Origin of the sequence: Halocella sp. SP3-1 (genome assembly GCF_003953885.1) — a bacterium.
GTDB classification, from domain to species: Bacteria; Bacillota; Halanaerobiia; order Halanaerobiales; family DTU029; genus Iocasia; species Iocasia fonsfrigidae.
In genome coordinates, this window is the sequence record NZ_CP032760.1 from 1613924 (window position 1) to 1627928 (window position 14005).

Genomic DNA, 14005 nt, shown 5'->3' on the forward strand with positions numbered 1-14005 from the left:
TCAGAATTAGTGGGATTATTTTTAAGGAGGGTGATTTATATGGCAGAAGGGAATCAAAATCAGAATAGTTCCCGAAGAAATAACTTTAAGATATATATTGCAGTGTTTATTGCTTTAATTTTACTTGCTGTAGGGTTTTATCTGTATTATTTTTATCCACAGTTAATTCCAGGTATGGCTAGTACTAATTTGCAGGATAATGTGAATGTATTAATAATGGGCTTTGATGATGCTGCTAGTAGTAGTGAATCTGATGGGGAAATAAACGTTGATACTATGGTTTTAGTAAAACTAGATACATTAGAAAACAATTTAAATGTAGTTAATATTATTTCAGAGGATAAGTCAGTTAGTGAAGATATAAAAGAAGAGGAATTAAGTAATATAATGGCTGAGGCAGGTGCTTTGACCGGTACGAATATAGATTATTATTTTACAGTAAGTTATAATGGTTTCAAAAATCTAGTTGATAATCTTGAGGGGATAACTATAGAGCTGGATGAAGATTTAAAGATACCTGGCCTGGCTCTTAACTTGCATGAGGGTAATAATAATCTTTCAGGAAAAGAAACACTTAATTATGTCCGCTGGTATGACTATAGAACAGAAGAAACTACCCGTGTTAAACGGCAGCAGCAGGTAATTAATGCCATAATAGATAAGGCTTTTCAGGAAAAGGGACTGGTTGATATACCAGAGCTTTTTAATACTACTGTAGATACTTTTAAAACAGTAAATACGAATATTGAATATACACTGATAACAGAGCTTGTTCAGTATTTAATGAAGAATAAAGATGAATTGACAATAGATTATACTGTAGAACCTGCTGAATAGATTGGATTATTAGAGGAGTTCTTTCCTAGAAACAGCAAGTATTAGAGAGATAAATAGGTATAAATAAAAATAAAGGATTATTATTAGTTATAATGGTCTTTGACTTAAGAAGTCTTATTGTGTATACTTATTAATGCTGACAGCATAACATGTTGTCACGGGCGAATAGCTCAGTTGGGAGAGCACCTGCCTTACAAGCAGGGGGTCACAGGTTCGAGCCCTGTTTCGCCCACCATTTTATTTATGATGTAAGAGATGAGAGGTAAATAAGAGGTTTTATCTAACTTCCAAAATGGAGGCGTAGCGTAGTGGTTTATCGCGCCGGCCTGTCACGCCGGAGATCGTGGGTTCAAATCCCATCGCCTTCGCCATTTTTGGTGAGATAGCTCAGTCGGTAGAGCAGTGGACTGAAAATCCACGTGTCGACAGTTCGATTCTGTCTCTCACCACCATTTTTTTTGCGGGAATAGCTCAGCTGGTAGAGCATCTCGTTGCCAACGAGAAGGTCGCGGGTTCGAGTCCCGTTTCCCGCTCCATTTGCATATAATAAAATATGGGGCGGCATAGCCAAGTGGTAAGGCAGAGGACTGCAAATCCTTTATTCTCCAGTTCAAATCTGGATGCCGCCTCCAACTATAATGATTGATATGACAGCCGTTAGGGCTGTTTTTTATTTTAATAAAAAGGTTAAAGATATTTCCAATAATGCCCAGAATAGCTGTTAATATAGACAAGGATTAGGAGTGCTTAAAACAAAACTTAGTAAGAAAAAAATATATTTGTAATGATGCTGGTACAAAGATTTTAAAATTTATCAGGGAAATGTATCATGAAGGACTAAATGAAGATAAACTCATCTCCGATTTTATAATAACTCTTTGACCAATTTTTATACTGGTGAAAATGACTATTAGCTTATACTCCAGTCTCTTGTTTTTTACTACTTTTGTATTTGTAATTTTATATGTTATAATTATTATAGTTTAGTATCAGAAAGAAGGTTATAGGACAGTATCTATCTTAAAATCTAATAAGGATGATTTGTATAAAAAGATTGCTATCATTTCAGTTATAACTGAAGCTGTTAAAGAATTTATGAAATTTATTTAGGTATATCTGAAACTCCATCTATAATAATAACTAAAGAATAAAGACCTAACAGGAGTGAGAACTATCTTATGCTATATTATACTATATTTTACTTAATTCCATTGACCATATTAAACATGCATAGGACCTGCAGTTTGGTCGCCTCAATTCAGTGAAATCCAGTATCTTTTAAATCATATACCTTATGAGAAAAGGAGTTTTCTTTATGCTAATACAATGTACAAAAAAATTACTGAATCAACTAAAGGTAAAACCTGAGCCGGGGATAGAGGAAGAAGCACTGTTTTCCTGGCATACTAATATAATAACAGTTAATCGCAGAAAGACAGTGGTGCTGGTCAACGATAAAAATCGCTATTCAATTGTTTTATATGGCTTGAAAGCTAAAGATTTAAAAGAATTTGATCAGCATATTAGGGAAGCTGTAAGAAGGACACTAGAGGAAGAATATATTAAGGATGATCTTGTAGAAAAATTTATAAATAACAGTGGGGATATAGTCTATGCAAAGACCAGAAATCGCTCTCTGGTCTCCAGGATGAATGAATCATGTAGATTAGTAGAGTTTTACTCTGAATTACTGGACGAAAGTTCAATATATCAACCAGCTCTCAGTAAAAGTATTAGTCAAATGATGGTAGGAGATGGGGAAGGTGGCTATATCGACCCCAATGAGGAATTTTATCAGGATCTGGAGGCTCTTTCGGGTGAGAATATTTTCAGCTGTCAGGCTGCGGTAATCATGATAAGCCTGGCTCTGGAGAAAGAAAAGGTCTGGCGGAGACTGGTAGTGCCGGTAAATATATCTTTTGCGAAATTACATCAGGTAATTCAGGCTGCTTTTGGTTGGAAGGATTATCACCTGCATGAGTTTTATATTTATGGTGAAGAAAAAACAGATATTTCTAATATAAATCATTCTGGATATCATAAAGATGGCTTGAGACCTATTATCTGTCTGATTGGTTCAGAAGAGGATCTGGAATATCAGGATGATTATGTGAAGATGAAACTGGAAAAAGGAATCAGACTTTCTAAATATCTTCCTGCCAGAATTAAATATAATTATGACTTTGGAGATAACTGGCAGCATTATCTTGAAGTTGAGGAAATTATCGATGATTATAGTTATAACTATCCGCAATGTCTAACTGGTGAGGGAAATACACCTCCGGAAGATGTGGGTGGAAAATATGGATATCAGAAATTTTTAGAGATAATAGCTGATCCTGATCATCCTGACTATGATTCTATGATGGACTGGGGACAATCTCAGGGATATAAAGAATTCGATTTGGAGGAAGTAAATAAAGCTATCAACCGCAGATATTAGAGGTATATGCAGTATTATAAGGAAGGAATGAAAAATGATAGGACTGGAAAATAATGCGGTCAGTTTAATAGATTATTGTTCTGCCTGGCAGGATTTATTTGCCAGGGAGGAAAAGCAGCTGCTAAATAAGCTGGGGATGATTGCAGAAGAGATTGAGCATATTGGCAGTACTTCAATAATCTGCGTGATATAAGGCTATTTATTGATAATGGTGAGATAAATAATATAGTTACGTTAGATATTTTATATGAATATTACATATATAAAAATAAATATATTGCTGATATAGAAAAAATAATTACTGATATGCGTTATAGGAAGAGGAGATTGCCTGGTATTAGTTTTGAGGATTATGTAAAGAATCGAAGAGGATCCGAGTAAACATATTATTCAATAATTTGAACTCTGGAAAAAAGGTGAACCCTATAAATTACTGGATATTATAAGATGGAAATGTTAAAATCAAAATGGTGATTGTAAATGAAAGCATTTAAACAAAAAGAAATCCTGGAGCCCGGCTTCCCTTTTAAACTGTTTCTGAATGAAGCGGCTTTTAGTTTTCCGCCGCACTGGCATGAGGAGATAGAGATAATTTATGTAGAGTCAGGTAATTGTAAAGTGGGGTTGAATAATATTCAATATGATTTAAAAACAGGTGACATTTTACTAATTGGAAGTGGGGATGTTCATTATTTTTTGCCGCGTTTAGGTGATAGTAAAAAAGTTTTTATACAATTTGGTTTATCAATCTTCAATGATTTATCAACGGCAAGGAATGAGGGGAGATTTATTACACCACTGCTTAGTAAAACTCATCAGTTAAGTAAAAAGGAACAGCCTGTATCTAATGAAAATGAATTAATACATCAAAAATTAGAGAAGCAAATTCTAAAAATAATTGAAGAATTTAATAAAAAACAGGATGGATATAATCTTGTTTTAAAAGCACGTTTATACGATATTGTAGCCATTTTATTAAGGAATATCCCACAAAAGGAATATACCCTAAATGATAAGAATAAGCAGAATGAGCAATTAGAAAGGTTGAAAAATGTTTTTGAATATGTTGAAAAATATTATACTGATGATATTACTTTAGACAAGGTTGCAGGTGTTGCAAACTATAGTGTTTATTATTTTGCTAGATTTTTTAAGGAAGCTGCAGGAATGACATTCGGTCAGTATCTTGAACACTATAGAATAGGAAAAGCAGAGTGGCTTCTTATAAATGAAAGGGATAAGTCAATTACTGATATTTCTTTTGATACAGGTTTTAATAGTATAAAGACATTTTACAGGGTATTTAAAAAGATAAAAGGGTGTTCACCTAAAGAGTTTCAGAAATCAGCATTTAAATAAAATAATTTAATTTAGCAATATTTAAGAATAGTAGGGCAAGATATGACATGAATCTTGCCTTTTTTTTATATAAAATTTACTTGGAGAGTTATACTAATGGACAAATTTTAGTATTACACAGGAAGATAGGGAGGAATTAGCGTGAAAAAGGCTTTAATTGTGCAGGGGGGCTGGGATGGTCACCAACCAGTTCAGGTTGCGGAAAGATTTGAAAAGATTTTAAAGGAATCTAATTTTCAGGTAGAGACACATGATACCCTTGATGTTTTTCTTGATAGGGAGAAGATTAAATTTTTAGATTTAATTGTTCCTATTTGGACAATGGGGAAAATTACAGAAGAACAGTTGGAGTCTGTCATGGAAGCTGTAGGTAGTGGGGTTGGATTGGCCGGATGTCATGGTGGGTTATGTGATGCTTTTCGGGAAAGTGTTGCATGGCAGTTTATGACAGGTGGAAACTGGGTAGCACATCCAGGTGGAGATGGTGTTAAATATATAGTTAATGTCAGGAATAGTTCCAGCACTATAACTACTGGTATATCAGATTTTGAAGTGGAGAGTGAACATTATTATTTACATGTTGATCCTGCTGTAGAAGTTTTGGCTACAACTCGTTTCCCTGCTGTAAACTGGTATCATGCATCAAATGGGGAAGTTGATATACCTGTTGTCTGGACTAAACGCTGGGGATACGGGAGGGTTTTTTATAATTCTCTGGGGCATCATAATGATATTTTTGATATACCAGAAGCATTTGAGTTAATGAAAAGGGGTCTTCTATGGGCTGCTGAAGGTAAGAAATTGGCAGTGGAAGAGGGAGCAGATATTAATAAGTTCAAAAGTGATAAGAAAATGTTTTGATTTATTTTGCTATGGGTGAAAGATAATTTTTTAGGATATAGCTTTAATATATATAACTATAATTTTTGAAAAATATATATAGAGAGATTGATATAATAACAAGGGGGGATTCTGATATGGAAGAAAAGCTTAATGTTGGTATTATAGGTTGTGGAAATATTAGTGATATATATTTAGAAAATTGTACCCAGGTTTTCGCTAATTTAAATGTAAAGGCAGTTTCTGATTTGATAGTTGAGCGGGCTGAGGAGAAAAAAGAAAAATATGAAATACCTGAGGTCTGTACAAGTGAAGAGCTATTAGGTGATCCGGATATTGATATAGTATTAAATCTCACCACACCGGATGTACATGCTGAAATTGCCCTGGCAGCTTTGGAATCTGGTAAACATGTTTATGGCGAGAAACCTCTTACTATTAGTATGGATGATGGGAAAAAGATATTAAGTCTTGCGGAAAAAAAAGGTTTAAAGGTCGGCTGTGCACCGGATACTTTTCTTGGTGGAGGGTTACAGACTTGTCGTAAATTAATTGATGATGGATGGATTGGTGAGCCAGTGGCTGCAGAAGCTTTTATGGTCTGTCACGGGCATGAAAGCTGGCATCCTGACCCTGAATTTTATTATAAAGTCGGTGGGGGACCAATGTTCGATATGGGGCCTTATTATTTAACAGCTCTGGTTTCTTTAATGGGACCTATTTCCCGTGTTACAGGTTCAGCCAGAATAACTTATCCTGAAAGGACTATAACAAGTGAAGCTAAATATGGTCAAAAAATAGAAGTAGATATACCCACACATGTTGCAGGGGTTATGGATTTTGAAAACGGAGCAGTTGCAACTATCATTACCAGTTTTGATATCTGGGATTCTAAATTACCAAGAATAGAGGTACATGGGAGCCTTGGTTCTTTAATTGTTCCTGACCCGAATACTTTCGGCGGGCCTATTTATCTAAAAAGATATGATTATGATAAATGGAAGGAAATACCATTAAGTCATGGATATTCTGTAAACAGTAGGGGAATGGGTTTGTCAGATATGGCTCGTGCAGTTTTTGATGATGATAAGCACCGCGCTAGTGGAGAATTAGCTTTTCATGTACTTGAAGCCATGCATGGATTTCATATTGCTTCAAATAGTGGAAAACACTATGATATGAAGTTTAAATGTGAGCAGCCATCTGCTCTAGTTTAAAAGTTTTATAATATTACTAAAAGTTGAATTTTATTAATTCAGACCGACAAATTTTATTATTCATCTGGAACAAATAAAAAAGAAAACTGAAGTAAGACATTCTATAGAAAAAGTGAAGCCTATCATGTTAAGGGTAGGATTAAACAGGAAAAAGGTGCCGGGATTAAGTTGGAAAATGGGAAGTTAAAACTGGAATCATTTCTCTAAATCAATAGCCTTAAAATAATAAATTAATTTATGCAATATAACGAAATGTTAATTAAGCTGAATATATTACTTGATAAATAACTAATTGTTATATATAATAAATCCACTGAAGCAGTTTTAAAAATATTTGGTAATAACGTATTGCCTTAATAAAACTATATGTCTAATGTATTATTAAACGGGAAATTATGTTATAATAGAGGTAAATAGGTAATTTGAAAAATGAGGTGATTTATTTGATACCTGAAGATAAGATTAATGAAGTTGTTGAAAGAATAGCTTTTAATGTAAATCCAGATAAAATAATTCTTTTTGGTTCTTATGCTGAAGGTAATCCAGATGATGATAGTGATTTAGATATCCTGGTAGTAAAGGATATGAATATTCCACGTTATAAAAGGTCCAGAGAAATCAGAAAATATTTAAGAGGAATTAAAGTACCCATCGATTTACTTGTATATTCCCAGGATGAGATTGACGAATGGAAAAATAATGAACATGCTTTTATTAATAAAGCATTAAAGAATGGTAAGGTGCTTTATGGATAAGAAACTTGATTTAGTAAAAGAATGGATACATAAAGCCGGGAATGATCTAGGAATGGCAAAACTTGCTCTGGATAATCAGGTAGAATATACAGATGCTATTTGTTTTCACTGTCAACAGGCAGTTGAAAAGTATTTAAAAGCATATTTGATAGACCAGGATATAGTGTTTAAGAGATCACATAGTATATCATATTTACTTGATCTTATGGATGATATTGAAAATGTATCTGAAAGTTTATACCAAAAAGCTGAAATATTAGAGAGTTATGCAGTGGAAATTCGTTATCCTGATAATTGGTATGAACCCACAAAAGAAGAAACTGCAGAGGCATATAATATAGCTGTGGAGTTTAAAAAATATATTTTAGATAGAGTAATAATTGAGTGATGTTAATTAGAGGTTTTGCTGCCGCTTTTATAGTGGTTTTTTTATTATCCAAAAATAAAAACGCATCTTTGTAGTTCAAAAACCATAAAGCAAGTTATTATGAAACACTTAATCAATCTTCAATAGGATGGCATAAAGGCAATCATAATATGTTTATATGGTTAGATTATTTTTTGGAGACTTTATTGGCTGCCTATAAAGAATTTGAACAGAGAGTAGGATTAATAAGGAATAGAAGTGGTAATAAGAGTTATAGAGTAGAAAGTAGAACAGGCAATAAAGAGTGTATTAGGAACTTTGACAAAAGAGGATATAAGAAATGCATGTCCTGATGTTTCTGAATCTACAATTAACAGGGTTTTTAGTAAATTAAAAAAAGAAGAAATAATTGAAGTTCTGGGAAAAGGTAGAAATGCGAAGTGGAAAAGATTAAAGTAGGTAAAACAGTAGTTGAATATGATGTAATTAAATCAGATAGAAAAACATTAGGAATACAAGTAGATTTAGAAAAGAGTGTATTATTTGACGTAAGAAAACAGATTCATGAAGAAATAAAATGGAAAAGATCACGCCCAAAAGTGGCCATTAGTCTGAACAAAGGAAGCTAGAGGAGGGAGTAGGTAAAAGACTATGGTTGTTAGATAGGTTTGAGGATATAATTTAAATACATATTATAGGGTAGCCTTCCTTTCGGACTAAGTGGCTGCTCTTTTTTTGTGTATACTCTTATATCTTTGTTACTTTTTTTTCTGACAAATGAAGTAATCTATGAGACAATAATGAATGCGATTGTGCTACCTATCTTTTTTTTAAGCCCGGCCCTTTTTCCTCTTGAAAGTTTGCCCGGAGGATTAGCGGTAGCTATCAACCTCAATCCATTTACACATATTATTAACGCTCTGCGCAGCCTGATATTTGGAAAGACGATCTTGTTAGGGGATATTATGCCTGTCGTTGCGCTATTGGCAGTGATGTGTTGTGGAAGCTTTGGGCTGGCAATGTGGAGACTAAAAAAAGAGATGACCCATTAAGTAATAGTGAAATATATTGACTAATCACTAAAAAGCAATTATAATATTTATTGTTATATAGTTTGATATCCAACATTATTTTCTGGGGGAATATGAGATGAATGATCAAGAAGTTGGTATGGTGGTTCATTCACTGACAAAGCTCATCAGGCGCCATCTTGAAAATTCAATTAACTTTCAATATGCAAAGAGCATTACAGGTACCAATGGCTGGATTATTGCTTATCTTGCTGAAAACCGTGATAAAGATATTTTTCAAAAAGACCTGGAAGAGAAATTTTCTGTTACCAGGTCAACCATATCAAAGGTAGTTAAGTTGATGGAACAGAAGGGATTAATTGCACGCTGTAGTGTCCCAGATGATGCCCGACTGAAAAAACTTGTGCTTACATCCCAGGCGTTAACCCTGCATAATGCTATCAAGGATGACATCAAAAATCTGGAAGCTACTCTGACCCGTGGATTTACACAGGAGGAAATTGATAAATTTTTTTCATATATAGAGAGAATGAAGTCTAATTTAGCTGAGTAATAATTATAATTTGGAGGGAATTTAGACCTATGATAAGACGTTTAGCAGCTTGTATAAGACAGTACAAGAAGGAATCCATTCTAACTCCAATTTATGTAATAATGGAAGTTATTATGGAAGTTATAATCCCAATCTTAATGGCTAATATGATTGATTATGGAATTGATGCTGGTAATATGACAGTTATCTTGAAAATGGGTGCTGCCCTGCTGATATCTGCTTTTATTTCCCTGATTTTTGGTACTCTGGCAGGGCGTAGTGCAGCTGTAGCATCAGCAGGATTTGCTAGGAATCTTCGGCATGATATGTTCTATAATGTGCAAAATTTTTCTTTTTCTAATATTGATAAGTTCTCTACAGCTAGTATTGTAACCAGATTGACAACTGATGTTACTAATTTGCAGAATGCTTTTCAAATGATTATTAGGATGGCTATCCGCAGTCCTATTATGTTAATTTTCTCTTTGGCAGCTTCTTTTAGTATCAATGTAGAACTATCATTAATTTTCCTTGCCTGTATACCTATTCTTGGAAGTGGTTTATTTTTGATTATGAAAAAAGCACACCCGATTTTTGTACGTGTTTTTAAAAAATATGATAAATTAAATAATGTTGTCCAGGAAAACCTTCGGGCTATTCGAGTTGTAAAATCATTTATTCGTGAGGACCACGAAAATAAGAAGTTTACAGATATCTCGCAGAAGATCTATCAGGATTTTTCCACAGCTGAGAAGACACTGGCCTTTAATATGCCGCTAATGCAGTTTTGTATGTATGGGTCATTGTTATTAGTATCATGGTTTGGTGCCAGAATTATTGTGGCTGCTGGGGGTAATCCGGAATATGGCTTAAGTACGGGCCAGTTAGTCAGTCTTATAACTTATGCTATGCAGATTCTAGGTAGTCTGATGATGCTTTCCATGGTCTTTGTAATGATTACCATCTCCAGGGCATCAGCAGAAAGAACTGTCGAGTTGATGGATGAAGAAAGTGATCTAAAGAATTGCGATAATCCTATATATGAAGTCCTTGATGGGGAAATTTGTTTTGAAGATGTAAATTTTAGTTATGGGAAAAACACGGGAAAACTGGTTCTTGAGGATATTAATTTAAAAATAAAATCAGGTGAAACAGTAGGTATTATTGGGGGTACAGGTTCATCTAAAAGTAGTCTGGTTCAACTTATTCCCCGCCTCTATGATGTTGATTCTGGCCGGGTAACTGTTGGAGGTATAGATGTCCGTGATTATGATCTTAAAACCCTTCGCAATCAGGTGGCAATGGTCTTACAAAAGAATGTTCTTTTCTCTGGAACCATTAAGGAAAACCTCCGCTGGGGTAATGAAAATGCTTCAGATCAGGAACTGGTCCGTGTCTGTAAATTAGCTCAGGCTGATACTTTCATCCAGAACTTTCCGAAAAAGTATGATACCCATCTTGAACAGGGTGGTTCCAATGTTTCCGGTGGTCAAAAACAGCGCTTATGTATTGCAAGGGCTTTACTTAAAAAGCCGAAAATACTAATCCTGGATGACTCTACCAGTGCAGTTGATACTAAAACAGATGCCTTGATTCGTAGTGCATTTCGAGGTGAAATTCCTGATACTACCAGGCTAATAATCTCTCAGAGGGTTTCTTCTGTACAGGAAGCTGATCAAATTATTATTATGGATGATGGGAAAATTGCAGCAGTAGGTACACACCAAGAATTATTAGAAAGTAGTCCAATATATAGGGAAGTATATGAATCACAGGTCAAGGGAGGTAAGGGAAATGAGTAAAACTATGACCCCAGGTTCCGGAATACAGGATATTCCAACAAAAGCCAAAATGGAATCAGATACTATCAAAAGGTTGTTTTCATATATCAAGCAGTATAAAGTTCAACTTATTGCAGTTATAATTTGTATAATAATAAGTGCGGTGACAGCTGCAGTTTCCTCACTTTTTCTGCAGAAATTAATTGACAATTATATTACACCACTTTTACTTGAAGCAGTACCAAATTTTTCGGGATTGTTTAGAGTAATAATTCTGATGGGCGGTATTTACCTGATAGGTGTTCTTGCTACTTTATTTTATAATAGATTGATGGTTGTAATAGCCCAGGGAGTGCTCAAAAAAATTCGTGATGATCTGTTTTCACATATGCAGTCTCTGCCGATCAAGTATTTTGACACACATACACATGGTGATATTATGAGTCATTATACAAATGATATTGATACACTCCGCCAGATGATTGCTCAGAGTTTACCACAGGTATTTTCATCTATTGTTACAGTTATAGCTGTATTTGCTGCTATGTTGTACCTTAGTCTCTGGTTAACTATTTTTGTTATTATTTTTGTTTTTCTTGTCTTGAAGCTGATCCGTATTATTGCAGGTAGAAGTGGTAGTTTCTTTATAAAACAACAGCAGTCCCTTGGTGATGTTAACGGCTATATTGAAGAGATGATCCACGGTCAGAGGGTTATCAAAGTATTTTGCCATGAAAGAAAGGCAGAAGAGGTATTTGACCTTAAAAATGATCAATTATGTAGTCATGCGACAACTGCCAATAAATATGCCAATATTATGATGCCTGTGATGAACAATCTGGGTTATTTATTATATGTACTTTTGGCAATTGTAGGCGGTATTATGGGGATTATGGGGGTTAGTAATCTCAACCTGACAGGTATCAATGTACTGACACTTGGTATGATTGCTTCATTTTTACAGTTATCCAGGAACTTTATAATGCCTATTGCCCGGGTATCTCAGCAGGTAAATGCTGTCGTTATGGCCCTGGCCGGTGCAGGGCGTATTTTTAAACTTATGGATGAGGAAAAAGAAAAAGATGATGGATATGTTACTCTTGTTAATGCCAGAAAAGAAAAGGGCAGGATTTTTGAAACTGAAAAACGTACAGAGTTGTGGGCCTGGAAATACCCACATGCTGATGGTACAGTTAGCTATACTGAATTGAAAGGAGAAGTACGTTTTTATGATGTGGATTTCGCCTATGAAGAGGATGAGATGGTCTTACACAATATTACTTTATATGCTAAACCTGGACAGAAGGTAGCCCTTGTTGGTGCAACAGGGGCAGGAAAGACTACCATTACTAACTTAATTAATCGATTTTACGATATTGCTGATGGTAAAATTCGTTATGATGGGATAAATATTAATAAAATTAAAAAGAGTGATTTACGTCGTTCCCTTGGTATTGTACTACAGGATGTTAATCTATTTACTGATACGGTAATGGAAAATATTCGCTACGGCAGGTTAGATGCCAGTGATGAGGAATGTATTGCAGCAGCAAAACTGGCCAATGCGGATAGTTTTATCAGAATGCTGCCTCAGGGTTATGAAACTGTTCTTTCTGGTACTGAAAGCGGCCTGTCTCAGGGTCAAAGACAATTAATTTCCATTGCTCGAGCTGCTGTTGCCGATCCTCCTGTTATGATTCTGGATGAAGCAACATCATCTATAGATACCCGTACTGAAGCTATTGTTCAACAGGGGATGGATTCATTAATGAAGGGTAGAACTGTGTTTGTTATTGCCCACCGCTTATCTACAGTCAAAAATTCAGATGTTATTATGGTGCTTGAAGATGGCCGGATCATAGAAAGAGGCAGCCATGAAGAATTAATTTCTGAAAGGGGTAAGTACTATCAGTTTTATACAGGTGTTTTTGAACTGCAATAAATTAATTAAAAGAAATAGATCATAAATTGAATTAATTATTGCATTTTTCAAAAACTAGGGATATTATGAAGTGATGAGAATAAAGTCAATTAAAGGAGGTAATTAGCATGGACAACCTAAATAAGGTTAGAAAGAATTTTGGGCAAAGAGCTTCGGAATACAGAAAGAGTTCTACACATGGTAATCCAGTTGTTCTGGAAAGAATGATTGAGCTTATAAAGCCTTCTTCAGAAGCCTCTGCTTTAGATGTTGCAACAGGAGGCGGGCATACTGCAATTGCTTTAGCCAGATGGGTGCAACAGGTGGTTGCAATTGATATTACTCCAGAAATGTTGACAGAGGCTAAAATAGCTTCAAGACAAGAGGGTATAAGTAATATTACGTTTAGAGTTGAAGATGTACATAACTTAAATATTCCAGACTGTCAATTTGACATTGTTGCATCAAGATTTGCAGTTCATCATTTTTCAGATGTAAATAAAGCACTTCGGGAAATGTGTAGGGTATTAAAGCCTGGAGGTAAATTTTACATTTTAGATTGTTCAGTTATTGATGGGGAGGAATTTGAAAAAGAAATTAACCATATTGAGTTATTAAGAGATAGTTCACATCAGTTTTCTTATTCACCACGGTTATGGAATCAGTTATTAAAAGAATTACCTTTAACTATAGAGCATACTTTTCTATTAAAAGAACAGTATGAATTACCACTATGGTTCGACAGAATGGAAACTGCTCAAGATAGTAGAGATAAAATTTTTCAGATACTCAAAAATCTGTCTGCAGAGGGTAAAATTTACTATCCTTTCGGGGAGAATTATATTACTACTTATCGTTTTGAAATTTTAGCAACTAAGAATTGAGGTAGTAGGCGAAACTTAGTTCAATTAGATTTAGTCGA

Annotated in this window: 15 protein-coding genes and 5 tRNA genes; all 20 read left to right on the plus strand. The window is 34.7% G+C overall.

Going from position 1 to position 14005, the window contains the following annotated elements:
- Nucleotides 1–39: 39 nt before the first annotated feature.
- The 20 genes from D7D81_RS07575 (at nt 40) to D7D81_RS07670 (ending at nt 13967) form a co-directional block, all read left to right on the plus strand.
- Complete coding sequence (locus D7D81_RS07575; RefSeq protein WP_125988803.1) at nt 40–837, plus strand: LCP family protein; 798 nt, start codon at nt 40–42, stop codon at nt 835–837.
- A 159-nt stretch (nt 838–996) separates the two neighbouring features.
- Nucleotides 997–1072 (plus strand) — tRNA-Val (locus D7D81_RS07580).
- Between the two features lie 59 nt (nt 1073–1131).
- A tRNA-Asp gene (locus D7D81_RS07585) sits at nt 1132–1208 on the plus strand.
- Nucleotides 1209–1213: 5 nt separating this feature from the next.
- A tRNA-Phe gene (locus D7D81_RS07590) sits at nt 1214–1289 on the plus strand.
- An 8-nt stretch (nt 1290–1297) separates the two neighbouring features.
- Nucleotides 1298–1373 (plus strand) — tRNA-Gly (locus tag D7D81_RS07595).
- A 21-nt stretch (nt 1374–1394) separates the two neighbouring features.
- Nucleotides 1395–1469, plus strand: a tRNA-Cys gene (locus D7D81_RS07600).
- Between the two features lie 683 nt (nt 1470–2152).
- The gene (locus tag D7D81_RS07605; RefSeq protein WP_125988805.1) at nt 2153–3280 is read left to right on the plus strand and encodes a plasmid pRiA4b ORF-3 family protein; all 1128 of its coding nucleotides are present in this window, start codon (nt 2153–2155) and stop codon (nt 3278–3280) included.
- Between the two features lie 34 nt (nt 3281–3314).
- Nucleotides 3315–3473 carry a GrpB family protein gene (locus tag D7D81_RS07610; protein WP_125988807.1) on the plus strand — a complete coding sequence of 53 codons (159 nt, stop codon included), beginning with the start codon at nt 3315–3317 and terminating at the stop codon, nt 3471–3473.
- Between the two features lie 287 nt (nt 3474–3760).
- Nucleotides 3761–4639, plus strand: coding sequence for an AraC family transcriptional regulator (locus D7D81_RS07615; protein ID WP_125988809.1), 879 nt, complete (start codon nt 3761–3763; stop codon nt 4637–4639).
- A 141-nt stretch (nt 4640–4780) separates the two neighbouring features.
- The gene (locus tag D7D81_RS07620; protein WP_125988811.1) at nt 4781–5500 is read left to right on the plus strand and encodes a ThuA domain-containing protein; all 720 of its coding nucleotides are present in this window, start codon (nt 4781–4783) and stop codon (nt 5498–5500) included.
- Nucleotides 5501–5616: 116 nt separating this feature from the next.
- Nucleotides 5617–6696: a Gfo/Idh/MocA family protein gene (locus D7D81_RS07625; RefSeq protein WP_125988813.1), complete on the plus strand. Its 1080-nt coding sequence runs from the start codon at nt 5617–5619 to the stop codon at nt 6694–6696.
- A gap of 422 nt (nt 6697–7118) precedes the next feature.
- Nucleotides 7119–7451, plus strand: coding sequence for a nucleotidyltransferase domain-containing protein (locus D7D81_RS07630; protein ID WP_164522148.1), 333 nt, complete (start codon nt 7119–7121; stop codon nt 7449–7451).
- On the plus strand, nt 7444–7839 hold the full coding sequence (locus D7D81_RS07635; protein ID WP_164522149.1) for a HEPN domain-containing protein: 396 nt from the start codon (nt 7444–7446) through the stop codon (nt 7837–7839). The genes D7D81_RS07630 and D7D81_RS07635 overlap by 8 nt, the downstream gene beginning before the upstream one ends.
- Nucleotides 7840–8136: 297 nt before the next feature.
- A complete protein-coding gene (locus D7D81_RS20085; RefSeq protein WP_286170322.1) occupies nt 8137–8277 on the plus strand; it encodes a hypothetical protein in 141 nt (46 codons plus the stop codon).
- Nucleotides 8259–8447 carry a hypothetical protein gene (locus D7D81_RS07645; RefSeq protein ID WP_125988819.1) on the plus strand — a complete coding sequence of 63 codons (189 nt, stop codon included), beginning with the start codon at nt 8259–8261 and terminating at the stop codon, nt 8445–8447. Before D7D81_RS20085 ends, D7D81_RS07645 begins: the two co-directional genes overlap by 19 nt.
- Nucleotides 8448–8555: 108 nt before the next feature.
- On the plus strand, nt 8556–8870 hold the full coding sequence (locus D7D81_RS07650; RefSeq protein ID WP_164522150.1) for an ABC transporter permease: 315 nt from the start codon (nt 8556–8558) through the stop codon (nt 8868–8870).
- Nucleotides 8871–8967: 97 nt separating this feature from the next.
- Nucleotides 8968–9402, plus strand: a complete 435-nt coding sequence (locus tag D7D81_RS07655) for a MarR family winged helix-turn-helix transcriptional regulator (RefSeq protein WP_125988823.1) — start codon at nt 8968–8970, stop codon at nt 9400–9402.
- Nucleotides 9403–9431: 29 nt separating this feature from the next.
- On the plus strand, nt 9432–11183 hold the full coding sequence (locus D7D81_RS07660; RefSeq protein WP_125988825.1) for an ABC transporter ATP-binding protein: 1752 nt from the start codon (nt 9432–9434) through the stop codon (nt 11181–11183).
- 4 nt (nt 11184–11187) lie between these two features.
- Nucleotides 11188–13104, plus strand: a complete 1917-nt coding sequence (locus D7D81_RS07665) for an ABC transporter ATP-binding protein (protein ID WP_205739443.1) — start codon at nt 11188–11190, stop codon at nt 13102–13104.
- A gap of 107 nt (nt 13105–13211) precedes the next feature.
- Nucleotides 13212–13967 (plus strand): class I SAM-dependent methyltransferase, encoded by a 756-nt coding sequence (locus D7D81_RS07670; protein ID WP_125988827.1) that lies wholly within the window; start codon nt 13212–13214, stop codon nt 13965–13967.
- Nucleotides 13968–14005 lie beyond the last annotated feature (38 nt).

Bases quoted from the DNA above. Each gene is read 5' to 3' on its own strand.
- D7D81_RS07575 (WP_125988803.1), top strand. From the start codon at position 40: ATGGCAGAAGGGAATCAAAATCAGAATAGTTCCCGAAGAAATAACTTT.
- D7D81_RS07605 (WP_125988805.1), top strand. From the start codon at position 2,153: ATGCTAATACAATGTACAAAAAAATTACTGAATCAACTAAAGGTAAAA.
- D7D81_RS07610 (WP_125988807.1), top strand. From the start codon at position 3,315: ATGATAGGACTGGAAAATAATGCGGTCAGTTTAATAGATTATTGTTCT.
- D7D81_RS07615 (WP_125988809.1), top strand. From the start codon at position 3,761: ATGAAAGCATTTAAACAAAAAGAAATCCTGGAGCCCGGCTTCCCTTTT.
- D7D81_RS07625 (WP_125988813.1), top strand. From the start codon at position 5,617: ATGGAAGAAAAGCTTAATGTTGGTATTATAGGTTGTGGAAATATTAGT.
- D7D81_RS07635 (WP_164522149.1), top strand. From the start codon at position 7,444: ATGGATAAGAAACTTGATTTAGTAAAAGAATGGATACATAAAGCCGGG.
- D7D81_RS07655 (WP_125988823.1), top strand. From the start codon at position 8,968: ATGAATGATCAAGAAGTTGGTATGGTGGTTCATTCACTGACAAAGCTC.
- D7D81_RS07660 (WP_125988825.1), top strand. From the start codon at position 9,432: ATGATAAGACGTTTAGCAGCTTGTATAAGACAGTACAAGAAGGAATCC.
- D7D81_RS07665 (WP_205739443.1), top strand. From the start codon at position 11,188: ATGACCCCAGGTTCCGGAATACAGGATATTCCAACAAAAGCCAAAATG.
- D7D81_RS07670 (WP_125988827.1), top strand. From the start codon at position 13,212: ATGGACAACCTAAATAAGGTTAGAAAGAATTTTGGGCAAAGAGCTTCG.